The sequence below is a fragment of the Bacteroidota bacterium genome, assembly GCA_018816945.1.
GTDB lineage: Bacteria > Bacteroidota > Bacteroidia > Bacteroidales.
The window spans coordinates 21116-46896 of sequence record JAHIVC010000074.1 but is presented as its reverse complement, the minus strand read 5'-3'; the positions used below and the strand labels follow the sequence as shown (position 1 = coordinate 46896).

The 25781-nt window shown below is 35.5% G+C and carries 21 protein-coding genes; 11 read left to right on the top strand and 10 right to left on the bottom strand.

From position 1 onward, the window contains the following. Positions 1-1046, top strand: a 1046-nt coding sequence (locus KKG99_12260) for an acyloxyacyl hydrolase (GenBank protein MBU1013770.1), incomplete at its 5' end; no start/stop codon positions are given. A gap of 75 nt (positions 1047-1121) precedes the next feature. Here the strand turns inward: KKG99_12260 and KKG99_12255 are convergent. The 7 genes from KKG99_12255 to KKG99_12225 all read right to left on the bottom strand — a co-directional run bounded on the left by KKG99_12255 (position 1122) and on the right by KKG99_12225 (position 6611). Continuing rightward, on the bottom strand, positions 1122-2903 hold the full coding sequence (locus tag KKG99_12255; GenBank protein ID MBU1013769.1) for a carbon starvation protein A: 1782 nt from the start codon (positions 2901-2903) through the stop codon (positions 1122-1124). Between the two features lie 516 nt (positions 2904-3419). After that, positions 3420-3707, bottom strand: a complete 288-nt coding sequence (locus KKG99_12250; GenBank protein ID MBU1013768.1) for a co-chaperone GroES — start codon at positions 3705-3707, stop codon at positions 3420-3422. 23 nt (positions 3708-3730) lie between these two features. Then, positions 3731-4159, bottom strand: a complete 429-nt coding sequence (locus tag KKG99_12245; protein MBU1013767.1) for an NrdH-redoxin — start codon at positions 4157-4159, stop codon at positions 3731-3733. Between the two features lie 160 nt (positions 4160-4319). After that, the gene (locus tag KKG99_12240) at positions 4320-5246 is read right to left on the bottom strand and encodes an FAD-dependent oxidoreductase (GenBank protein ID MBU1013766.1); all 927 of its coding nucleotides are present in this window, start codon (positions 5244-5246) and stop codon (positions 4320-4322) included. Positions 5247-5341: 95 nt separating this feature from the next. Then, complete coding sequence (locus KKG99_12235) at positions 5342-5692, bottom strand: thioredoxin (protein MBU1013765.1); 351 nt, start codon at positions 5690-5692, stop codon at positions 5342-5344. 48 nt (positions 5693-5740) lie between these two features. After that, entirely contained in the window at positions 5741-6262 is a 522-nt protein-coding gene (locus KKG99_12230) for a 4Fe-4S binding protein (GenBank protein MBU1013764.1), read from the bottom strand. Between the two features lie 4 nt (positions 6263-6266). Beyond that, positions 6267-6611, bottom strand: coding sequence for a hypothetical protein (locus KKG99_12225; protein MBU1013763.1), 345 nt, complete (start codon positions 6609-6611; stop codon positions 6267-6269). 474 nt (positions 6612-7085) lie between these two features. Here KKG99_12225 and KKG99_12220 point away from each other — a divergent pair, with 474 nt between their 5' ends. From KKG99_12220 to KKG99_12205, 4 genes are all read left to right on the top strand, one after another. Continuing rightward, positions 7086-7763 carry a Crp/Fnr family transcriptional regulator gene (locus KKG99_12220; GenBank protein ID MBU1013762.1) on the top strand — a complete coding sequence of 226 codons (678 nt, stop codon included), beginning with the start codon at positions 7086-7088 and terminating at the stop codon, positions 7761-7763. A gap of 33 nt (positions 7764-7796) precedes the next feature. Then, positions 7797-9023, top strand: coding sequence for a cation:proton antiporter (locus KKG99_12215; GenBank protein ID MBU1013761.1), 1227 nt, complete (start codon positions 7797-7799; stop codon positions 9021-9023). Positions 9024-9173: 150 nt separating this feature from the next. Then, positions 9174-9929, top strand: coding sequence for a hypothetical protein (locus KKG99_12210; GenBank protein ID MBU1013760.1), 756 nt, complete (start codon positions 9174-9176; stop codon positions 9927-9929). A 2-nt stretch (positions 9930-9931) separates the two neighbouring features. Next, positions 9932-11371 (top strand): TrkH family potassium uptake protein, encoded by a 1440-nt coding sequence (locus KKG99_12205; protein ID MBU1013759.1) that lies wholly within the window; start codon positions 9932-9934, stop codon positions 11369-11371. Positions 11372-11666: 295 nt separating this feature from the next. On the opposite strand, the gene KKG99_12200 is transcribed toward KKG99_12205, so the two are convergent. Continuing rightward, complete coding sequence (locus KKG99_12200) at positions 11667-12188, bottom strand: hypothetical protein (protein MBU1013758.1); 522 nt, start codon at positions 12186-12188, stop codon at positions 11667-11669. 122 nt (positions 12189-12310) lie between these two features. Continuing rightward, on the bottom strand, positions 12311-12688 hold the full coding sequence (locus tag KKG99_12195) for a hypothetical protein (protein MBU1013757.1): 378 nt from the start codon (positions 12686-12688) through the stop codon (positions 12311-12313). Between the two features lie 279 nt (positions 12689-12967). Between KKG99_12195 and KKG99_12190 the strand changes: the two genes are divergently transcribed. From KKG99_12190 to KKG99_12170, 5 genes are all read left to right on the top strand, one after another. After that, the gene (locus KKG99_12190; protein ID MBU1013756.1) at positions 12968-15187 is read left to right on the top strand and encodes a PAS domain S-box protein; all 2220 of its coding nucleotides are present in this window, start codon (positions 12968-12970) and stop codon (positions 15185-15187) included. After that, a complete protein-coding gene (locus tag KKG99_12185) occupies positions 15168-15599 on the top strand; it encodes a response regulator (protein MBU1013755.1) in 432 nt (143 codons plus the stop codon). The genes KKG99_12190 and KKG99_12185 overlap by 20 nt, the downstream gene beginning before the upstream one ends. A 36-nt stretch (positions 15600-15635) precedes the next feature. Next, positions 15636-17981 (top strand): response regulator, encoded by a 2346-nt coding sequence (locus KKG99_12180; GenBank protein MBU1013754.1) that lies wholly within the window; start codon positions 15636-15638, stop codon positions 17979-17981. Positions 17982-18815: 834 nt separating this feature from the next. After that, entirely contained in the window at positions 18816-19685 is an 870-nt protein-coding gene (locus KKG99_12175) for a hypothetical protein (GenBank protein ID MBU1013753.1), read from the top strand. A 176-nt stretch (positions 19686-19861) separates the two neighbouring features. Then, a complete protein-coding gene (locus tag KKG99_12170) occupies positions 19862-23125 on the top strand; it encodes a peptidase S41 (GenBank protein MBU1013752.1) in 3264 nt (1087 codons plus the stop codon). 132 nt (positions 23126-23257) lie between these two features. Here the strand turns inward: KKG99_12170 and KKG99_12165 are convergent, their stop codons facing one another. Further along, positions 23258-25045: an arginine--tRNA ligase gene (locus KKG99_12165; GenBank protein MBU1013751.1), complete on the bottom strand. Its 1788-nt coding sequence runs from the start codon at positions 25043-25045 to the stop codon at positions 23258-23260. Between the two features lie 134 nt (positions 25046-25179). Between KKG99_12165 and KKG99_12160 the strand changes: the two genes are divergently transcribed. Beyond that, the gene (locus KKG99_12160; protein ID MBU1013750.1) at positions 25180-25779 is read left to right on the top strand and encodes a hypothetical protein; all 600 of its coding nucleotides are present in this window, start codon (positions 25180-25182) and stop codon (positions 25777-25779) included. The last annotated feature ends 2 nt before the right edge of the window (positions 25780-25781 follow it).

Below are 25781 nucleotides of genomic sequence, written 5' to 3'. Positions count from 1 at the left end.
TCGAGCAGGGTTATACCTTTCAATCGGTGCACATTCCCCCAACAGCAGTTCGTTTGGTTCTACTTGGCTATGATTTCACTGATGCTTTATCGGCCAGGATTACCTATATGCGTCCGGTTTCGTGGATCAGATATAATTACATAATTAATGGGGTTGAGGAACCTTTAACCGGCAGTAAAACAGTATGGATGAATTATGGCAGTTTAACACTTAAATATAAATACCGCTTTAACGATCATTTTAACATGTTTGCCGAAGGCGGTTACACGATTGTAACCCGTCATGGTTTTAGTGATATTAACGGTCCTGTGATTAAAGACGCAAAGATAAGTTCATACTTAATCGGTGGGGGCTTAACATACGATTTCAGTAATAAATTAGGATTGTCGCTCAGCACGGTCTTTTCGCCAAAAAACATAAAAGAAAAGCAACCGGCTACTACTTTTGTGTCTGCAGGTCTTATATTCCATCTCCAACCTTACACCGAACAGCAGCTTGAAGAAACTGCCCATTCAGGCTATATTTATCCTAAACAAATAATCCAATTTGGATATTCAAATAACACACTAGGATATGGGATCAATAATGCTTTAGAAAAAGTTCACCTGTTTTGGGGTGGAAGTGTACAAGTCAGACAGGGGTTTTCAATCAATTACCAGCGTAATATTTTCCACTCTTCAAAGGTGTTTTCAATGGATTGGGGGATTAATTTTTCGGTTTGGCAAAGCGATCTTAACAGGGAGGAGTTTTTTACCTTATCCTTATTCCCTGTGCTCAAATTTACCTTCTTACATTCCAAACCTGTTGATGCTTATCTCTATTATTCAGTCGCGGGACCCACTTATATTTCCAAATCCATTATTGACGATAAGCTGACGGGGGAAAGTTTCACTTTCCAGGATAATATCGGGCTTGGTGTATTTTTTGGAGAAAAGCGTAATTATAATGCTGAAATCAAAATTGGACATTATTCGAATGGTAATATATTCCCGAATAACCCGGGCATTAAAATACCACTTTCCCTTAACTTGGGATATTCATTCTAGGATAATTCACTTTGATAGTTTTTATTATTCCTGCTGGCGCATTTTATTATAAAAACATGTAAAGTTTAACAATTTTCAACTCACTTGTTTGGTAATTCGGCGATATAAAAAATTTCTTATAATCAACATGATAAATGCTCCCGAAAGTACAGCCAGCATAATATCGGCAACTATTAACGGAACATTGCCTGAAGGCAAATATTTTACAAACAAAAGATAAACGAGAGATGAAATGCTTGTAACGAGCATGAATAAAGCAGGTAATGTAACAAACCAGGTAGGTTTACCTTTCTTGAAAAGCCAAACGGCCACTACCGTTAAAACCAAAGCGGCAAGCAGTTGATTAGCCGAACCAAAAATTGGCCATATTTTGGTAATTGAATTTGTTAATGACAAAAGATAGCCTATGAAAACAATTAAACCTGCATTGAAATAATACGATTTAAGGATTTTCGGAACCTTTTTAAAGCTGACGTTCCATATTTCCTCTAAAAGATAACGACAAAGCCTCACCGAAGTATCCAAGGTTGTAACAACAAAACCTTCGACAAGTAAAATGCCGAATATTGTTCCATATATTTGATTTATTCCAAAGGCCTGATGAATAACTGATCCCAAACTAAGAGCGAACGCCAGAATCGGGTTGCTCGATGCGCCCGGTGTTGTTGGAAATACAATTTCCTTATAATCCGAAAAATTGATACCTGCAGCAACTACTGAAAGAACCCCGATTGCAAAAAGCCCTTCAAGCAACATTCCTCCATAACCGATTTTTTTAGCATGAGTTTCGTTGCTAATTTGCTTTGAGGAGGTTCCACTTGCAACAAGTGCATGAAAGCCCGATATCGCACCACATGCAATGGTAATAAATAAAATGGGCCAAACAGCTCCAAGCAAAATGCCGCCTTCTGCAAAATTAAAAGCCGGAGCACCTATGTGAAAAACACTTAATGCCTCAGCAGATCCAAATCCGAATAAGCTTGCTGCTCCGCCGATTAATAATGCTACCATAATTACAATTATGCCAATATATAAAATAAAGGAATTTGAGAAATCCCTTGGCTGTAGAACAATCCACACCGGAATTCCGGCTGAAATGAAAATATAAAAACATAATACAATGCGCCAAATATCCGGAGGCATTGTCACCGGAAAAGCCACTCCAATAATTATTGAAACGAAACAGACTGCAACGGCAATGATTGAGGCAATAATGATTGGGATTTTCCTGATGTATAATAGATATCCCAAAATAGGGGCAAAACCTGTAATAATAAATACTGATGTTGAAGCAATCCCCCCGATTTTCCCTTTAATAATCCCATTCTCGGTAATCGTATTTAACAGTGTTTGATCTGGCCCTAGACCAAGCTGTTCGATTGGATAAGTAGAAGTTAGGGCAGACACCGTAGCTCCGAGAAAAGCGACAATAATCATGATTAAACAGATTACCGTAAATCCGACAAAAATGAAAAAACCTGCATCGCCCAACGTTTTTCGCGCTACTTCGGCAATTGATTTTCCTTTTTCGCGTATCGAAATAATTAATGCAACAAAGTCGTGAACCGCCCCAAATAAAACGCATCCAAGTATGATCCAGAAAAGGCTGATCTGGTAACCGTATATTAAAGCAATGGTGGGGCCCAGAATTGGTCCTCCGCCGGCAATAGACGCGAAATGATGTGAAAAAAGAACGCCAGGTTTTGTTGGCACAAAATCGACTCCATCATTAATTTCTACCGATGGGGTCTTTTTAGCCGCATCAATTTGAAAAATTTTTGAAATGTATTTTGCGTAAAATCGGTAAGCAAAAAAGAACACGATGATGGCTAAAACTAATGGAAGTGCTATGTTCATTGAATTCCTTTTTAAAAATTCAAATATGTTAGTTTTACTGCGGAATATTACCCATTTTTTTATAAATGTAAATAATAAAAAATTTGGTGCAACAAGAATTAAAAAATTATTTTGAACTTTTTCTGAAGAATAATTTAAAGCGATCCTAAAACAGTCGAAGGACCTAAAATCAGATTGATTGGTGAAAGATTATTATTGAACTTCTTGAATGAAAATAATTCAAAATTTATTGGCAATACGATGAATAACGAAAGGTAAAGGAGATAAATTTTAAAAACTGAAATTTTTTGGGGAGAATGACAAACTTTAAGTCATTCCTCATAATAGCAGTAATATCAAAATGAAGAATAATTAGTGGATACAATAGTTCTTCTTAAATTCTATTATTCTATTATTCAATTATTGATAAATTCCTTCGTGTCGGAATATTTTTTCAAAGCTGAAAAACAATAAAAATTCAGGGACGTAATCCCTCCGAAAAGTAAGGAAAACGTCCCTAAAGATCATCCTATTGAACTAAATTGCTTCTGTTTCAACAATTTTCGCCATGATATCGGCATACTGAATTAGCAGATATTTTTTGCCTTCCAATTCTGTTTCGGTACCGCTAAACGCTTTGTACAAAACAGTATCTCCAACGGCAATTTCTGCATTGTCGATATTACTCATGGCCAATACTTTTGAAATATTTTGTTTCTCTTTGGCTGAATCAGGGATGATGATACCTGAAGCAGTTTTTTGCTCTTTCTTGTCATCAGAAAAATCTAAAAGTACATTCTGATTTATGGGTTGTAATTCTCTCATTTTAAATTAATTATTTTAGATTTTTAATTATTAATTCCCAATAATTCATTGATCCGTGCTTTATTGAATCCCACGATCATCTCGCCGTTAATATCAGTTTGAGGAACTCCTTGTTGCCCGCTTCTTCTAACCATTTCTTCTGCAGCTCTTTGATCACGAGAAACATCAATATCCGAGAAATAAACTTTATTTTGTCGCAAATACGTTTTAAGCGTATTGCACCAGCTACATGTGGGGGTTGAATAAACAGTCACCCTTTTTGCCGGGCTTTCTTCGTTTTTTGCTTTGGCAAAGAAAATGGAATCTTCGAACAGGGCTTTATATTGACCGGAGTTATTGCAACCCTTTACCACATTTTTAAACTTAGCTTGCTCAAATTCAAGCAAAACCGGTGCACTTGTAATTTGATATTGTGGATGAATATCACGAACCTGATTGACATCAGCGAACATAACATGCACCTCATCCACCTGCTCACTTGCTTCCTTTACTTGTTTGAATGCGCAATCGCTTTGCTCGCTACCTGATTTATAGAGCAATAAAAAGGATTTTTCCTTTCCGGCGATTTGTGCCTTTAAATCTGAAAATGAATTTATTTTTATCATCTTAAAATTAATTTTTGCTTCTTAAATAATCGGCTACACTCAATGCGGCAATGGTACCATCCGCAACTGCTGTGGTTACCTGCCGATATTTTTTAACGATACAATCCCCGGCTGCAAAAACTCCAGGCACATTGGTTTTCATGTCAGTATCCACCACAATCTCTCCCCTGTTATTTAAATCAACAACACCGTGCAAATCTTCTGTATTTGGCAAGTATCCAATAAAAATGAAAGCACCATCGGTTTTCATTTCTGAAACTTTCCCGGTTGGTAGATGCTCAATTTGAACTGCATTTAACTTCCCGTTCCCTGAAAACATCTTCAATTCCGATTCCATAATGAAATTTATTTTAGGGTTTTCCTGTGCTTCGATGATGGCATGTTTAAATGCCTGAAATTGATCGAACTGATGAACAATAGTAACTTTTGTAGCATACCTGGTCAGCGAAACCGCTTCTTCCAGCGCCGAATTACCTCCACCAACAACAACAACTTCTTTATCCGTAAAAAAATCACCATCACAGGTTGCACAATATGAAATCCCTGTTCCCTTAAATTGGTCCTCACCCGGAATGTTTAGGTTTCGTGGCCTGCCACCCGGGGTTAAGATCACAGATTTTGCCTGAAAACTTCTACCGTCGTTAAGGCTGATGGTTTTTAAATCACCACTAAAATCATAATTCGCAATTTTTACATTCGATTTAATTTTACACCCAAAATCCTTGGCCTGCTTTTTCATAATATTGGCCAACGCGTATCCGTTAGTTATTTCAACACCCGGATAATTGGCAATTTCGTGAGTAAGCACCATTTGGCCACCTACTGCTCCTTCATTCAGGATCAGGGTACTCAACCTGGCCCGAGAGGTATAAATTCCGGCACTTAATCCGGCTGCTCCGGCACCCAGTATGATTACATCGTATGTTGTGTCCATTATTTATGATCTAAAATTTGCACTTTTTAACTAGTTTTTAATAATCCGCTTTTATGTTACTCTATAATGACTCTTCAAAAATCAATACTAAAAATTTAAGATGAAAAATGCTCATCTAATATATTGGTCACTTGCTTCATGCTCTGTATGCTTGAAGTGGCCTCTATCACTTTTCCATTTTTATAATACATGGTAAAAGGAATTCCCATAAATCCACGGGTTTGAGTTGCATTTCGGATAGGTGCTGCTTGCGGATTATCAAATGCCATGGTATAGAATTTCACATTTTCACGTTCTTCTTCCAATTCTTCCATCAATTCGTAAACAGGGATACACATTGGCCCCATGCGTCCACAACATACCATTACATTTTCGTTTTCATTGATGATTTTTTCCAATTCACTTGCTGTTTCAATCTCATGAATATTTGTTTGTAGTAATTTCATAATTTCTAAATGATTATTTGTTAATATTTATTTTTGATTTTTTATTGATTATTTATAAATCTTTGTTTTGATGAAGGGGATCAATGGTTTGTAACTTAAACTTCCGTTCGGGCATTCGGCAACACAACTTAGACATTTCGAACAACTATAATTTATTGCCGGATTTATCATTTGGGGTTTATATAAGCTAAATTTCTTTTGATCGATATTGGTCAAATAGCAGGCTTTATCACAAAGCCCACAATTTTTGCAACTATCTTGATTAAATTGAATTTTATAAAACGAGAATTTATTTAAATAGCCTGAAATCCATGCGATCGGACAACCGATTTTGTGATACTGGTACATATTTTTAAAAGTGTCGTCGGGGCTTAGTTTCATCATCAACTCCATCATCAACCCGATAGGGCACATCCAACGACAAAAAACCTTTCCCCAAATAATTCCAACGAAAACACCAAAACCAATAACCCACCATAACGAAATATGATATCGACTTACCCCTGCATAAATCATTATTCCAAGAACTATGAGAATATAAATACGATTTTTTGACAGTATCTTAGTCATAATCTTATTGGGTTATTTCGTTTATAATGTTGTTGTTCGATCTTAATTTGCCACTCAGGTATTCCTCGATTAAATTTTGTGGATAATCAACGGTTACGCCGACAAAAAGGTTAATCTTATGTGCCAGGAACAAGGTAATAATCCGCTTATCCACTTTATGTACGATGATATCTGTAATACCCTGAGAAATTGTCCAAGTTGGCAAATCAGCCAGTTCATTCATGGGTGAAACATCCATATTATGACGTTTGATGTGCTTCCCATCTATTTCAAATATTTCGTAATGACTGCATTGACCGAAATACTCGCTCAATTTTTCATTTACAACCGGAATAGCTACTCGCTTCATTTTTAAATTTTAAATACAAGATTCAAGACACAAGATATTAGATTCAAGACTTTAGATGTTAGATAGTAATTGTTTCATCATTCATCATTCATCATTCATCATTCATCATTCATCACTCATCATTTGTCATTCATCATTTGTCATTCATCATTTGTCACTTATCACGATTTATTTTCTTTGGCAAAATTAGATCAGTACCAAATACCTCACAAGAAATAAGGCATCGGAGAGTTCATGAATTGGACTATCATTTGATGGCATAATTCCTGTCAAATTTCAGTTTATAGATAGCTTTTAGCTGTTGGTTATTGGCTGTTAGCTGTTAGTAATAAGCAGTATTTTCAAAATGCAAGTTGTGAGAAGTAAAAATCGAAAGGCTAAGAGCTAACAGCTAAAAGCCAATAAAAAAAACACTTACATATTCGGAACTGAATCGTATTTTTGCATTTTATAAAATTCCATTAATAAAATTTAATGAGTGCAGAAAATAAGATGAGTGGTGCAGGATGTTGTTTCCATGAGCTGTACCATGAAGAATTTGATTCTATCAATAGTAAAAAGAAACAACTCAATTATCTACAAGGTGAAAACCTGTTCAAACAAGGGGCTTTTTCTCCCTATGTCATGTACATCATTGACGGACTGGTAAAAGTTTATCTTCAAACCGGCTATGATAAACAAATCAATCTGCGATTAGCTAAGAAAGGAGATTTTTTGGCTTTCTCTTCTGTTTTTGGAGAAAACATATATCATTATTCGGCACTGGCCCTGAAAGATTCTACCATTTGCATGATTGATAAAACAGCTTTAAGCCGTTTGTTAATTGAAAAGCCTGATTTTGCAATGCACATCACTTCACGAAACATACAAAACGAACATCACCTATACGAAATTATAAAAAGCATTTCCTATAAACAGATGCGTGGCAAATTAGCTTCAACATTAATCTATCTGTCCTCAGAAGAACTTACGAATGAAGAAGTATTTAAATATTTGAGCAGACAGGATATTGCAGATTTTGCGTCAATTTCAACCGAAAGTGCCATTAAATTCTTAAAGGAGTTTGAAAAGGAAGGCATACTACAATTAAATAATAAAGATATCCGGATTACTGACCTATCAAGGTTAGAGGAAATCGAAAAAAGAGGTTAATTATTTTTTGTATCTTGATCAAAATAGCATTTTATGAATTCATATTTATTTCTGATTGGGCTTTGTATCGTAATAATCCTTTCGTTTTTTGCCAGCTCCCTTGCTAAAAAGACAAGCATCCCAAGCGCTTTGCTCCTAATTTTGCTAGGTGTTGGGATTCAGCAATTGCTTGAACATTTTAAAATTGAGGCCGAATTATATAGCATTCTGGAAATTTTAGGAATCATTGGATTGATCATGATCGTTCTTGAAGCAGCGCTCGACTTGGAACTTAGTTGGTCCAAATGGCCACTCATTTGGAAATCGTTTACCATCGCAGCTTTATCACTCGGGCTTACCTCCTTTGCACTTTCATTTGTCATCAAGCTTTTCATACCCGATGTCAGCACGCTATCTTCCATTATTTATGCCATTCCCGTTTCTATTCTAAGTAGTGCCATCATAATCCCAAGTGTTACCAACCTCTCTAATTACAAAAAGGAATTTATGATTTACGAGAGTACCTTTTCGGACATACTGGGCATTATGGTTTTTTATCTGATCATAGAAAATATGAATGTTGAAGGTGTTAGCAGGTTGAGTTTTACGGTTGGCGGGAATATTTTAATGACCCTTTCTATCTCTGCAGTATTAAGCTATGTTTTACTGTATATCATTCAAAATATAAAAGGGGATGCAAAATTTTTTCTGTTTCTTGCAGTTCTGATATTACTCTATTCAATCGGAAAAATGTTTCATCTTTCATCCCTAATCATCATTCTTCTTTTCGGTTTACTCCTTCGAAATCATAAAGTTTTGCTTTTCAAAAAATTGGAAGATTGGTTGTATGACGATAAAATAGATGAAGTATATAAAGAATTTCGTTTGATAACTATTGAAACTTCTTTTCTGGTTCGCACTTTCTTTTTTGTAGTATTCGGGATGACATTGCCTCTCGCTTCTCTTATAAGCTGGAGGGTATGGATTATCAGTGTTACTTTTCTAGCAGTTGCTTATATGCTGCGCTTTTTGCTTTTTGCAGTCGTTGAAAGAAAAGATATTTACCCCCAGGTTTTTATTGCACCAAGAGGATTGATATCAATACTTTTATTTTTTGCTATTCCAGATTCTCTTAAAAATGCAGGGATTGAAAGTGGCGTTTTATTTGTGGTCATCATTGCAACCAGTATTATCATGGCAATGTCATTGATAACTGATTCAAGAAAAAGAAAATCATTATTAAGGGAAAAAGCTAATGCTTCATCATCAATGATCACATAATAATTTGAATGATTTATATTTTTTGCAGATTTAAAATTATATTTGATCTTTAATGTTGCAAAACAAGTGAGATTTAGTTTTAAGCAAGAATATTTTAATTTAATCCTACAATAGGCATAAAGAACAGTAAATCAGATAATAAGTATGGGTATGAAAATAAAATTCAAAATTCTTTCGGGCTTTATCCTTATCATTATGATGCTCGTCATTGCAGGGATTGTGTCGATTTATGAATTTTCACGATTAAGTAAATCGGTTACAGCATTAATTGATGACAATTACAAAACCATCGAGGCCTCAAAAACAATGCTTGAAGCACTGGAAAGAGAAGATAGTGGCATTCTGTTGTTATTATCAGGTCATTGGAAGAAAGGACGTGAAATATTGGATTCGGCCGATAGTTTATTTTTAGCTGCTTTCAACATTGCAAAAAATAATATTACTGAAACCAATGAAGATAAGTATATCGAACAAATAGATCAATCTTATTTAAGATTTAAAGAAAGGTGGGAACCACCTATAGTTGGGACCGCTAAGGAAAATAGTATCGATTGGTATTTCACAGACTTACATAACTATTTTCTGGCTGCAAAAAATGACGTACGGGCTCTGATGATCTTAAATCAGGAGAGCATGTATCAGGAATCGACAAAATTAAAAGAAAAAGCACGTAGAGCAATCATGCCCGGGATTGTAGCCATAATTGCCTCTCTTGTATTCTTGGTCATGTTCAATTTTTTCATCAGCAGGTATTATGTAAAACCAATTGTTGACATCATCCAATCTTTAAAAAGGCACACTTCCCAAACTCAAAGTTTCGAAGCAGGAATTGTAACAAAAGATGAATTTAAAGAACTTGAAAAAGAAATACAAAGTCTGATCTATAGATTTAAAAAAACCTATTAATCATGAGGTTCGAAATTGTGTTACGGTACATCGGTTTGGTGCTGATATTTAATGCGGTATTTTTATTTATTTCATTTCTATTAGCGCTGTTCCTTTCCGAACCGACAGATATTTCATTATTGTATAGCACGCTAATTGCATTAATATTTGGTCTTTTACCAATAATTTACGTCCAGCAAACTAGTTATATATCCATATTAGAAGGGATTACCATCGTTGTGTTTGGCTGGATAACCACTTGTGTGGTGGGTGCACTGCCTTATATATTGTGGGGAGGCGAATTTTCAGTCATAAATGCCTGGTTCGAAAGTGTTTCAGGATTTACAACTACAGGATCAACTATTCTTACTGATATAGAAGTGCTTCCAAAAAGTTTAATTTTTTGGAGGTCATCAACTCATTGGATAGGTGGAATTGGAATTATCTTATTTACACTCCTGATTCTCCCGAAATCAAACACTTCAAAGTTAACCCTGTTAAACACAGAAATGTCGAAACTGGCTAAAGCTGATTTTAAATACAGGGCCAAAGAAATTCTAAGAATATTATTATATGTATACCTTGGGTTGACATTGCTAGAAACCGTTTTTTTGATGATTGCCGGAATGAGCCTTTTTGATGCCATTAATCATTCGTTCGCAACCATTGCAACAGGTGGTTTTTCGACTAAAAACATCAGCATTGCCTACTTTAATAGTGTTCCTATCGAAATTATTCTGATGGTCTTTATGATCCTATCAGGTCTTCACTTTGGATTGATATTCAACACAATTTTAGGGAAAAGCAATAACATTTTCAAATCTTCAGTAACGAGGGCATTTTTGATATTCCTTTTTGTGGGCGTTACCTTGGTTTCATTAAAATTATATTTTAACGGCACATATCCCTGGTGGACATCTGTAAGATATGCTGCATTTCAGGTCATTTCTGTAGGGACCACCACAGGATTTGCAACCGCTGATTCAGTTGGATGGCCAGGATTTGCTCAATTAATACTCATCTATTTTACCATCCAATGTGCCATGGCAGGTTCAACTTCCGGTGGATTGAAATTCGACCGGGTTTGGATATTTTTCAAAGCCATTGTTAAACATGTTAAAATGATTCAACACCCTCGTGCGGTATTTTTGCTAAAAGTTGGGGGTAAAGCAATCGATGAAGACATTGAAAAAGACACCATGGTATTTATTATTTTTTACCTGTTTATTATATTTATAACCACTTTACTGCTATCCTTCCTTAATGTAGATATGATGACTGCCTTCTCAAGTTCGGTAACCACAATTGGTAATGTTGGTCCCGGATTCGGTCAGGTAGGTTCAATGGGTAACTTTAGCGGACTCCCTGATTTAGGGAAGTTTATACTTACTATTAATATGCTTTTGGGCCGACTTGAGATTTTCGGCATTATCTCTTTGTTTTTCATAAAGTCGTGGCGATAGACTACTTATTATTAAAGTTATGATTTATAAGTGATGAGTTATGGGTTATGCCCGCCCGTTCCGAACGGAACGTTCGGGCGGGAGTTATGGGTGATGAATGATGAGTTCATCAGACCAGAGTTGAATTAATGGTTTTATTAAATTTCTCGTCTGACTTAATCCTACTCCCCTAAGAAAAGAAGGGGCTGTCTAAAAAGCCAACACGATCTAAATCTTGTCACATCGAGCACCAGCCGGCTTTGGCGTAAGCTTAATCTAACATTTATCATGTTTTTTCAGACAGCCCAATTATGTTTTAAGCAAGTTGTTCCTTATGATTTTCTTGAGTTACTTTTGCTAACTGTTCATCAATAATTTTAAACCATCTTTCAATTAGATGGAGTTCTCCGTTAAGTGCGGTACTATCAGTGTCCGTATTGTAAAACTCCAGAAAAATTTCAGCTTTACTTTTATCGCGGGATATAAAAGCCAATTCCAGTCTATCAATTACTCTATGGTTTTCGCCTTTATATTTAATATTTCTACTTGTATTCACTATTCTGCACTTTTGAATTTCCAGTAAGTCGATCTTATGCTTTATTTTATTATTCGCAGAATTCTTTACAAAATAAAATTGATGTGTTTCCTTATCTATGCCTAAAGCCATATTATTAAAAAGTTCATGCTCTGATATTTTGCAATTATTTTTAAGCGCAAAATTAATAAGCTCTGAAGAAAATTGTTTTCCTTTTTTCGAACTTTTCTTATTTAAAAATACGATTGGCAAAACAAACGCCAACAATAATATGATGCCCGTAATGATTGTTCCTAGTTCCATTTTTTTATTGTTTTAAACTTTGTAAAATATTAATACAACAAATTCATCTATATTATGATAGATGTCATCTGTTCAAATAGTTAAATCGCTTTGTTTACCAAAGCATCTGAAGGATTATTGTTTTACAAAAAAAAATGGAAGGGATAAATAATATCTGATTGCTCAAAATCAATGACAGCGTTTTTTGTATAAGAAATATACTTTGCAAATTCATTTATATGAAATAATTCGGCAGTTTTTATCTTTGTTGAAAAGGCATTAAAGTGTTTTTTTAATGCAGTAACCGGCAGGTTATTAAATCCATCGACCAGATTCTCCGTTTTAATACAATGACGGAGTGTATCCAGAGGGTTTATTGCATAATAACTTTCATTTTCGCAAGGTTGGTTTTTAGCAGAAGAATTGTCGGAACCAATAATTTGGCTATCGAACAAACTTAGACTTAAGCCATAAAGAACCAGGAAATTAACTAAAACTATTGCGCTTACATTTTTTTTCACACTGCAAATCTACACTCAATTTCCATGATTTTTACATTTCATCAAAAAAATTGCAATTCCCGAAAATTTATCAATAAATCTGGGTAAAACATATTCTAAATACCTTGAAATTTAAATAATAAATAAAGCAAGAGTTTTTTAATTTCTTCCAAGCATTGTATCTGTTACATAAAAAATCGTATATTGTATTATTAAAAAATCCCTCATTCATTAAATCATTAAATTGTTTTAATAAACTACATAAAAATACTACATAATACTGCTTAATAACTTTAACAAATGAGATATTTAAGACGCTTCTTTTTTATCCCGATATTATTAATTATTTTTTTATTACTGATACTCGCTATCTATAAGGAAGTAAGAAATAAAACCATTGCCCAGTTCAATTCTGAACAAATAATGATTGCGAAAGCAGCATCCAGGGGAATTCTCGATTATATGGATGATTGTAAATCAGAATTGACCTTCTTATCGCGTTTCACTGGCATTATTGATTTCGATGAACAAGGCAAAGAATTACTAAAAAAATATTATGAGAACAGTGCCGAACAAATCGAAGCCATAACCAGAACTGACTCAAATGGAATAATCATAGCAACTTACCCCGAGAACAATGAGGTTATCGGGAAAAACATATCTGATCAGAGACATATTCATGAAATAATCGAATCACAGAAACCGGTAATCAGTGATGTATTCATGTCCGTTCAGGGATATCTGGCAATCGCGATTCATATCCCTGTTTTTAAAGATAATTTATTTAATGGCAGCCTGGCGGTGCTTATTGCCATTGATAAAATTGGGAAACGCTATCTCGAAAACATAAAACGTGGGGAATTTGGGTATGCACTCTTGTTAAGTGAAAATAATATAGAAATATATTGTCCATATTATGAACATATAGGCACCTCAATCGTGGATGTTTCGAATAATGATCCCACTGTCATAAAATTAATTGAAGAAATTAAAAAAGAAAATTTTGGGTACTTAAATTGTATTCATGATAAATCAGAAACATTTGATAATAGTGAAAAGCATGTCGTTTTTTATAGAATTCCTCTGGGAAATACTTACTGGACAATTTTAATCTCTATTCCAAAAACAGAGGTTTATAAAACCATTGCAGGTTTCCAAAACCGACTAATCCTTCTTTTCTCGGTACTCATCATCATTATACTGGTCTATTTTTACTTCTTCACAAAAGCCAGAACTGTATTAAAAGAAGCAACGAAAAGAAAAACAGCGGAAAAAGCTTTACTTAAGAGTGAAGAAAAATATCGGCTTATCTCCGGAGTTACTTCCGATTATATGTTCACATCCATCCTAAATGATGAAGGAAAGATCCAACTCAATTGGGTTGCCGGTGCCTTTGAAAACATTACCGGTTATTCACTTGATGAATACATAGCCTTAGGAGGTTGGAGAAAAACTTTGCATCCCGACGACTTAGGGAAGGACGACCTGGACATGGAAAAACTTCATAAAAACCAAAAAGTAATAACTGAGGTTCGTACTTATCACAAAAATGGTACGCTGTTATGGGTTAGGGTTTATGCCAACCCTACTTGGAACGACAAAGAAGATAAATTGATAGGTATATATGGAGCAGTTCAAGACATTACAGAACGGAAAAATGCAGAGGAAAAAATTAAAAAAATAAACCAGGAACTTGATCAAAGGGTTCGAGTCAGAACATCAGAACTTTTAAATAGCCAGAAAGCACTTTTAAATTTAGTGGAAGATTTAAATGAAAAATCCGTCGAATTAGAAAAAAATTCCAAATTGCTTGGGGCCAAAAACAAAGAACTTGAAACATTTACTTATTCCGTATCGCATGACCTGAAGGCCCCTCTTCGCGGGATTGATGGTTACAGCCAGATCCTGCTCAAAGAATATGAAAGTAAACTCGATGCAGAAGGTAAACGCTTTTTACGGACAATTCGTGAAAGTGCCATGCAGATGAATCAGTTGATCAACGATTTACTGGAGTATTCACGATTGGAACGGCAAACTTTACGTCCTTCGAAAGTCAATATCAAAAATCTCATTGAAACTTTAGTTCTAAACAAAACTTCCGAAAAAATCTTCAACAATTTTAAGATTACCACAACCATCCCTGAAATCGAAATATATACAGATAAGGCCGGCTTGAATCTGGCTCTTAGGAATTTGATTGAAAATGCATTTAAATTCACGCAAAAGCAAATTAATCCGAAAATAGAAATTGGTTATCAGGATCATGACTCAACACACACTATCTTTGTGAAAGATAACGGAATTGGATTCAATATGAAGTTTCATGATCGGATTTTTGAGATATTTCAGCGGCTGCACCGCAGTGAAGATTATGAAGGTACGGGAGTTGGTCTGGCAATGGTCAGAAAAGCCATTGAACGCTTAAATGGAAAAGTTTGGGCCGAAAGTGAAGTAGGAAAAGGATCAACATTTTATATTGAAATACCAAAAATAGAATCAAATGGCAACAATAAGTTATGAAAAACCGATCCTCTTGGTTGAAGACAATCCGGTAGATATTGATCTGACCCTGAGAGCATTTAAGAAGAATAACCTTAAAAATAAGATAGAAGTTGCACGTGACGGTGAAGAGGCGCTGAACTGGATTCAAAAATGGGATGAAGGTGAGCCCACCCCTATCGTGATCCTACTCGACCTTAACCTTCCGCGTTATAACGGACTTGAAGTACTCAAGGAATTTAAATCACATGAGTTATATAAAACCATTCCTGTTATCATCTTAACCACATCAGCCGAAAGTAAAGATATTCAAACTGCATATAAATTAGGAGCTAATTCGTACATCGTAAAACCTGTAGAGCTGGATAAATTTATTGAAGTAGCGGCGCAAATTGATCTCTATTGGAGAGTTTATAACGAATTAAGTTCTTAATCGGGCTAATAATTACACTTTAAATAAAGATGCTTTATGAAAATATTATATATAGAAGATAATTCGACCGACACCGATCTGACCACCAGAAAATTAACCCAAACATTTAAGGATTGTGAAATCATTCATGCAGATACCCTATCAGAAGCAAGGAAAAGACTTAAAAAAGACAAGGAATATGATTTGGCTCTGATTGATATGCATCTCCCCGACGGGAATGGATTGGAATTTTTGGTTGAGCTTCGGGAAAAAAACATAAATTGTACTGTCATTGTTTTAACGGGTTCAGGCGACGAAGAATCTGCTGTGGCAGCTCTAAAAGCCGGAGCGGATGACTATCTTACAAAAAAAACAAATTACCTTAAATCCCTGCCGGACTCTATTACTTTGGCTATAAAGAACTTCGAAAAAAAACAGAAAATCAGTAATCGCAAAATTGCCGTACTCTATGTTGAGCATAATAAGTCCGATATCGAACTTACACAACGTCATTTTAAGAGTTATGCACCAAATTTCCTTATCACTGCGGTGACAAGCGCAGAAGAAGCCCTTAAGAAACTACCCTTAACTTCTGACGATCCTTGCAAATATTGTATCATTCTGTTAGATTATCGATTATCAGGCATCGATGCACTGGAATTTGTAAAAATTATCCGCCGGGAACGCAAATTGGCTGTAGCAATTGTCGTTGTTACCGGTCAGGGTAATGAAGAAATTGCCATCGAAGCATTGCGTTTAGGAGTAGACGAATATCTGGTAAAACGACCTAATTATCTTTTCAGGTTACCATCTTTGTTAACCAGTGCATATCAATATCATGAACTTGAAAACAAGCAATTGGCCCTTGAAAAAAGCGAAGCTCTTTACCGCTTATTAGTCAACAATTCATCTGATGTTACTGTTATACTCGACCTGAATTTAAAGCAGACTTTCGTCAGTCCTGCAGTTAACCATTTGATAGGATACACGCCAGAAGAAGCTATTAACCTAAAAATTGAGAATGTTTTCACCCCTAAATCCTTAAAACTTGTAATATCAACATTTGAAAAAGAGATTCAAAGTGGTCAATTCGTTACGAATTACTTGACTGAACCAGTGGTTCTAGAGTTGGAAATGTTCCGAAAAGATGGCAGTACGGTATGGACTGAAACTAAAGCATCTTTATTATTTGATGAAAAAGGCAAACCAAATGGAGTATTTGGGGTGACAAGAGATATAACCATACGTAAAAAAGCATTGATGGACCTGATTGTAGCAAAGGAAAAGGCTGAAGAGAGCGATCAATTAAAAACTGCTTTTTTAAACAACATCTCACATGAGATCAGAACTCCAATGAATGCGATTATTGGTTTCTCTGAATTTTTGAACGATCCTGAACTATCGGATGAAAGCCGAAAGCACTTCACCGAAGTGATAATAAAAAGCAGTAACCAATTACTTTCCATCGTAACAGATATCATTAGTATAGCAACTATTGAAGCCGGACAGGAAAAGATTCATGAAAGTCAGGTTAACATTAGCAATATTTGTGAAATAATCAATGATCAGTTTTTTACCCAATTTCAGGAGAAAAATATTTCTTTTCAAATAAAAAATCCCCTGATAAATAAAGAAATATTAATCATTACAGATGAAACAAAATTAATTCAGGTACTCACAAATCTGCTAAGTAATGCCTTAAAGTTTACGAAAAAAGGGCATGTAAATTTCGGATATGAAATAAAGGATAATAATCTTGAATTTTTTGTTGAGGATACAGGTATTGGTATTTCACCGGAAATGGCTGAAGTCATATTTGATCGTTTTCGACAGGTCGAAAGTAATTCTACGCGTGAATTTGGGGGTTCCGGTTTAGGATTGACCATTTCAAAAGCATATGCTTATCTTTTTGGTGGGAAAATATGGTTAAAATCGGAGCTTGGCAAGGGTTCTACCTTCTACTTTTCGATTCCCTTTAAAAGGGTCATAGGAATTTCATCATCAGATGAACTAATTGATGAGGACAATAAATCTAAACAGATGCTTACCATTTTAATAGCTGAAGATGAGGAATATAATTACAGGCTCTTTGAGGTCATACTCGAAAATCTTGATTTAAACTTAGTTTGGGCAAAAGATGGTTCGGAAACCGTAGAAATATGCAAATCAAATCAGGATATTGATTTGGTTTTAATGGATATTAAAATGCCTTTTTTGAATGGGTATGAAGCAACTCAACAAATCAGACAGTTTAACAAAGACATCATAATTATCGCACAAACGGCGCATGCTTTGCCCGGCGACAGGGAAAAAGCACTAGCGGCAGGTTGCGATGATTACATATCGAAGCCAATAGATAGGATTTTATTACTAAGAATGTTAAAAAAATATTTGAAATATTAACCGATATATCGGTTGGTTAAATAAAAAAATTATTTTTTGTAATAATTGATGAGAGCTATCTGCTATTCTGTTCCACTAGTCTCAACTCGGTCCAAAACATTTTTATAAGCTTCAGGCAAGCAGATGGAAGTTGGACTGAGGCTCTTAGTTTAGGTACAACCATTAATACTGATCAAGGGCAACGGTTTCCTTATGTTTCGCCGGATGGCAAGTACCTTTTTTTACTTGCTGGATTACGGATGATAACGAGGATGTTTTTTGGATAAGTGCCGGAATTTTTTACAGGTTAAGAGAAAAAAGTTCGGCTAAATGATTTTTAGAATCAAAATCATACTCTCACTGATCAAATTTATCAAACTGAATTATGGCAGGTAAATTACAAATTTCATTGACAAAACTTAATTTCAGATCATGATAAGGCTTATGTGTATTAGGATTTTGAAATTTCTTATTGTGGCAGTCTAAAATATCAGGTGTTTTTTTATCGGGATATATTTTTTTTTCTATTTTTAACCTGAAAATCTTTTTACCCGGAATTGAATTTATTGATCAAAGATTTTCAGCTTTCCTAAATTGTAGAAGATTAGATCGGTTTTTTACGAATCGATAAAAGATTTGATTACAAGAACTGTACACGATTTCTGAATATTGGTGTTTTAAAAGAAGGTACCTATATAAATGAATTAAGCGATTGTGGTGAGCAAGTCTTTTTGTTATTGCATTTTGCATGCTAATTTCTCATTCCCTTATTTGGGCATTAAGAAAATGTTATTTGACATATAGTATTAAATAGAAATATTTATTAATCATTCACTTAATTTTGGAGGAATCAATATGGAAATTTTTCAATTTATCGAACAATGGGCATATCCATTTATGAGCCTTGTTCTATTTATTTTTTGTCTTATAAAATTAAAATCCGCGAATGGGATTTATTTTATCATTGGATTTGGTATAGAGTTTTTAAATTCTCTTCTGTGGAGATTAGTTCCAATCATTGTAAAATCAGAAGAGTTATCAAATTTTTATCAGATTTACGGGCGTATTGGAATGTTTCTATCCATCTTTTCATACACATTCCTGATTGTTGGTGTCATTAAAATTGGAAACCTGACACAAAGCATATCGGAACATTCAAATCTCTCATTAAAGAAATTTGGAAATTTCATTGTGTATGTTATTTTATTAGTGATCGGCATTATTCCATATTTGATTGGGATGGCAGGTCTAATCGGTGCTCAAAACTCTTTTGATAATACGGACCGAAATTCGGTTTTGATTTTTTTGATCATTGGACTGATCGTTATAATGATTGCGCAAATCTTGTTTTTAATCATGTTTTACAGGGTATGGCAATTTTCAATCAACGAATCAAAACGATTGAACCTAATTCCAACGATTAAAACACCGGGGCAAGCTATTGGATATTTGTTCATCCCATTCTATAACTTTTACTGGGCATTTCTTTCGTACGGAAAAATATCCAAAGATCTCAATGCCATCGCAACAGCAAAAAATGTTTCCATCCACCAATCCAGTGTATTAGGAAACTTGATTCTTATTCTTTGCATCATTAGTCTTATACCTTTTGTCGGATATTTCACGAGTCTTATTGCACTCATTCTGTTTCCCATATTCATTCATGAATTAATGAAATCCTGTGCAAGCCTTGATACTACTAATAACATTATCGAAAACGGATAGACGGTATTAATATTATTAGCAAATTTTGCATTCAATTTTGTTACGGGTAACATAAATTGAAACTGTTTTTATGATCTGCTCAAGACCTTAATTTTTTAAACTTGACTTTAGAATAGTTAAATATCATAATAGATTTTCCTATATTTGAAACACAGTATAATCTAAATAAATTTATTATGAGAAGAATCACGAATTTAATAATAAGCGGTTTGTTGTTTATTATTTCAGTGCCTCTTTTGGCACAGGAAAACCCACTGTGGCTAAGATATCCTGCCATTTCACCAAACGGTCAATCCATTTTGTTTAACTATCAAGGAGATATTTATAAAGTGGCTGCTTCGGGCGGTACAGCCGTTCCACTTAATATGAGCGACAGTTATGAATATGGGGCGGTTTGGAGTCACGACGGTAAAAATATTGCTTTCGCATCCGATCGATACGGTAATTTTGATGTATTTATGATGCCTGCAAACGGCGGCGAAGCAGTAAGAAAAACGTTTCATTCAAATGCTGAAATTCCCAGCGCATTTACTCCTGATGACAAACAAATTGTTTTTTCGGCAGCTCGTCAGGATTTGCACACCAATGTTCAATTTCCGATGGGAACCCTTACCGAACTTTACAGTGTTCCTATAGAAGGTGGCCGGGTTTCTCAAATCATTACCTCGCCTGCCATCGATGCAACCTTTAGCCCCGACGGTAAAAAATTAATTTTTCATGATATAAAAGGTTATGAAAACATTTGGAGAAAACACCATACCTCTGCTATCACCCGTGATATATGGGTTTATGATATGGACTCTAAGAATTTTAAAATGCTGACTAATTTTAAAGGAGAGGACAGAAATCCGGTTTTCGACAGTAACAATAATGATTTTTATTATTTATCAGAAGAAAGCGGTTCTTTCAATATCCATAAAAGCTCCCTGAGCGATCCCTCTAAAAATACTGCCATAACGAATTTTACTAAAAATCCGATCCGATTTTTAACCAGTTCAAAAGACAATACCCTCTGCTTTAGCTATCAAGGAGAAATTTATACAATGGATTCAGGTAATGAGCCCAAAAAAATTAATATTCAAATAGCTTATGATGGACGAGGTACATTGGATAAAATCGTACCGGTGAGCGCTGGCTTTACCGATGCAAGCCTTTCGCCTAACGGGCAAGAGTTTGCCTATGTTTTCAGAGGCGAAATCTTTGTGAGCAGTATAGAACACGGTACTACCAAAAGGATTACAAATACACCATGGCAGGAACGCAGTGTCAGCTTCAGTCCCGATGGTCGATCATTGGTTTATGCAGCCGAAGTCGATAAAAGCTGGAATGTATATTCCAAATCAATTGTGAGAGCAGAAGAACCTTATTTTTATACTTCAACGTTGTTAAAAGAAGAGACCATTATCGCCACTCCGGCTGAAGAATTTCAGCCCGCTTATTCACCTGATGGAAAAGAGGTGGCTTATCTTGAAAATCGGACTACTTTAAAAGTAGTTAACTTGGCGAGTAAACAATCACGAACCATATTGCCTGCTAAATACAATTATTCCTATTCAGACGGAGATCAATGGTATCAGTGGTCGCCCGACAGTAAATGGTTTTTGGTTGAATTCGGACAACCCGAACGTGTTATGGATGGCGAAGTAGGATTGATTAGTGCTTCGGGTAAAGGTGAACTCATGAACCTATCGCAAAGCGGATACTCCGATGGTGGACCAAAATGGGCCATGGATGGTAAAATGATGATTTGGTTTTCTTCTCGTGAAGGCACCAAGTCGGAAAATGACCGAATTGCCTTCCGAGATATTTTTGGCATGTTTTTCACACAAGAAAGCTTTGACCGATTTAAATTATCAGAAGAAGATTTTGCTTTGCTTGAAGAAAAAGAGAAGAAAGATAAAAAAGAGGAGAAAAAACCCGAAGCAGATAAAAAAGATAAAAAACCAATTGCTATAGAGAAAGATTCAAAAGAGGTTAAAGACCTGATATTTGACTGGGAAAACTTACGTGATCGAAAACAAAAGCTTACGGTTAATACCTCAAGCATAGGTGATGGCGTACTTTCAAAAGAAGGAGACAAACTCTATTATTTAACCCGATTTGAGGGTAGAAACGATTTGTGGATGACTGATTTGCGAAAAAAAGAAACCAAATTATTCACAAAAATTGGTGCCAACAGCGTAAGCATGGAAATTTCTGCTGATGGAAAGTTTTTATTCATTTTAGCAGATGGAAAAGCCATGAAAGTTACCACATCGGATGGTAAGAGCAAATCAATCAGAACCAATGGTGAGATGTTGTTAAAACAAGCGGATGAACGTGCTTATATTTATGATCATAGTTGGCGACAGGTTAGGGAGAAATTTTATGTTGAAGATTTACAAGGTGTGAATTGGGATTATTATTATACCGAATACAAAAAATTCTTACCCTATATAAACAATAACTATGATTTTGCTGAAATGTTGAGCGAAATGTTGGGCGAATTAAATGCATCTCACACCGGTGCAAGCTATCGTAACAGAATCGAAAATGGGGATCAAACTTCATCGCTGGGCCTTTTATACGATGATGCATATCTGGGAAATGGGCTAAAAGTTGCTGAAGTAATTAAAGGTGGGCCGCTTAACAATGCTAAATCCAAGATCCGAAGCAATGATATTATTGAGAAAATTGATGGAGAAGCGATTACCCCTTCAATAGATTTTTATCAGCTTTTAAACCGAAAAACAGATAAATATGTATTATTGTCAATGTACAATCCAACTAATAATACCCGATGGGAAGAGGTTGTTAAGCCAATTTCATTGGGTGCCGAAGGCCAACTGCTTTATACCCGTTGGGTTGAAACTCGCCGTGCGGAAGTCGAACGTCTTTCAGGAGGAAAACTAGGTTATGTTCATGTGCGCGGCATGAATGATGCAAGCATGAGAACAGTTTTCGAAGATGCTTTGGGAAAACACCTTTCGGCCGATGCACTTATAGTTGATACCCGATTTAATGGTGGTGGCAACTTGCACGATCAGCTTTCCGATTTCTTGACCGGGAAAAAATACATGGATATTATTCCTCACGGACAAAATGTGGGTTATCAGCCCGGAAACAGATGGATTAAGCCATCTATTGTTGTCATGGGCGAAAGTAATTATTCGGATGCTCATTTGTTTCCGGTGGCATATAAGATAAAAGGAGGTGGAAAATTATTAGGAATGCCTGTTCCTGGAACAGGAACTTTTGTTTGGTGGGAAAATCAGATTGATCCGACCATTACCTTTGGAATCCCAATGGGTGGATGGCGACCAATAGGTGAACCATTCCTGGAAAATCACCAAACAGAACCTGATATCATGGTACGCAATGAGCCCGCTATAATGGCCATAGGCCGTGACCAGCAAATTGAGGAAGCAGTGAAAGAATTATTGAAAAAAAAAATGATGTAGTAATATAATACCTGGTCTTTCATTTATAAAAGATCAGAACTAAAAGAAGGGTACCTTAGCTATGAAAGTTGAGGCACCCTTTTTATTTTTATGAGTTTAAGGCTCTTCGTTCCTGTATTTCGATTATTAAGATTACATCCGATCCGGCATCTGTATTCCCAGCAACTCCATACCCGATTTAATGACTTGCGCTGTAAATTTGGATAATTGAAGTCGAAAGACCATTTTATCATGATCGGTTTCTTTTAAAATTGGAACTTCCTGATAAAACTGATTATACTCTCTTACTAAATCATAAATATAATTCGAGAGCATCGCCGGACTTAGGTTTTCGGCTGCCAAAGCAATTGTATTTGGATATTCATGCAATTGGTGAAGGATACGGATTTCTTTTGGGTGCAAATCAAAATTAAAATCTGCTTCATTCTCAAATGTAATTCCTTGTTCCTTTGCCTTACGCAACAATGAACTGATACGTGCGTGCGTATATTGAATAAAAGGCCCTGTATTGCCTGTAAAATCAACCGATTCTTCAGGGTTGAACATCATATTCTTTTTAGGATCTACTTTAAGGATGAAATATTTAAGAGCACCCAATCCTACCATTTCAAATAATTCCGCAGATTCCTTTTTGGTGAAATCAGAAACTTTACCTAATTCATTGGTGAGGTTTTTTGCAGTTTGAAACATTTCTTCCATCAATTCATCAGCATCAACAACGGTCCCTTCCCTACTCTTCATTTTACCTTCAGGTAATTCAACCATTCCGTACGATAAGTGTTTAATTCGATCAGCCCAGTCAAACCCGATCTTTTTCAACACTATTTTCAATACATCAAAATGATAATTTTGCTCGTTGCCAACCACATAAATTAATTTCCCGGCACGATAATCATCATAACGAAGTTTAGCCGTTCCTAAATCCTGAGTCATATAAACGGAAGTCCCGTCAGCGCGTAAAAGTAATTTCTCATCCATACCGGAATCACTTAAATCGGCCCAAACCGAACCATCCTCTTTTTTAATTAATACGCCCTTTGTCAATCCTTCCTCAACCAGGCTCTTGCCTAATAAATAAGTTTCCGATTCGTGGTAAGTTTTATCAAAATGAATGCCCATGCGAGCATATGTTTTATCGAAGCCGCTATAAACCCAATCATTCATACGTTTCCACAGGCTTCTGATTTCTTCATTGCCCTGCTCCCACTTCTGAAGCATTTGCCGAGCCTCTATCATTAATGGAGATTCTTTTTCCGCCGCTTTTGGATCTACGCCCGATTCAATCAATTTCTGAATTTCAATTTTATTTTTCTGATCAAACAAGACATAAAAATCACCGACCAATTTATCACCTTTTTTACCGGCTTTTTCAGGAGTAATATCATGCCCCCACTTCTGCCATGCCAGCATCGACTTGCAAATATGGATCCCCCGATCATTCACCAAATTCACACGCTTTACATCATAACCAGCAGCTTCAACAATGGCTGTAACCGAATGGCCCAAAAGGTTATTTCGAATATGACCTAAGTGCAATGGTTTATTGGTGTTTGGTGAAGAAAATTCAATCACTACCGGTGCTTGTGCTTTTGATTCTGATTTACCATATTGTTGATCATTGGCATGTGATCTTAAAAAATCAAACCAATATGCATCGGCAATAACTAAATTCAAAAAACCCTGAACAACATTAAACCCAACGATCTCTGTCAACTCGTTTTGAAGGTGTTCTCCTAACATTTTAGCTGTATCTACAGGTGATTTTCTCGACATTTTCACCAGTGGAAATACCACTAATGTCAAGTCACCATCAAACTCGCGTTTGGTTTTTTGAATTTGAATCTGCTGATCCTCAGGCTGTGTGCCAAAAAGCTCAAGACAGGCTTTAGAAATGCAATTAGTTAAAATTTGTTCAATCATTGTGACAACTTAAATTCGTTTGCAAAAGTACGTCAAATCCCCTAAAGTTTCAATTCAAAAAAAATTGATCCAACGCAACCTATTTGCAATCGCTGCATCATTATAAAGTATATGTTAAACTTTAACCGGGAATAATGAAAAATTTAAACATTTTATTGGTTCTTATGCTGTTTGGTTCAGCAGTTCAGGGCCAGGAAGAGAAAAGCGAAACTACTTTCTCACATAAAGGATATTACAATGCTACAAATTTTGGAATCCTGGCCGGATCTACAAAAAATGAGAACAAAGCACCTTTTTCATTCATGATGATTAATGGGTATGGGGTGACTGATCAGATCGCCGTAGGCTTTGGATTTGGTGCAGAATTTTTGCAGGAGAGTTATCTGCCTTTGGTTCTAGATGCCCGTTATTATTTTCGTACACAAAAACTTTCTCCTTTTATATTCTTTCAAGGGGGATATTCAGTACCTCTCGATAATGAAACCGAAAGATATCATTTGATTTATTATAGTTCAATTTGGTCGGGTTATGATATAATGAAGCCAAAAGGTGGATGGTTAATTAACCCCGGTGTTGGCATAAAATCGATGTTCAGCGAAAATTTAGGAATCACCTTTAGCATCGCATACAGATTTCAACGACTCAATTATGACAAGGAAGGGGAAGAATTTGATAAAGTACTTGAAATTGATATGAACCGTCTGGAAATTAAGCTTGGAATATTATTCAAATAATA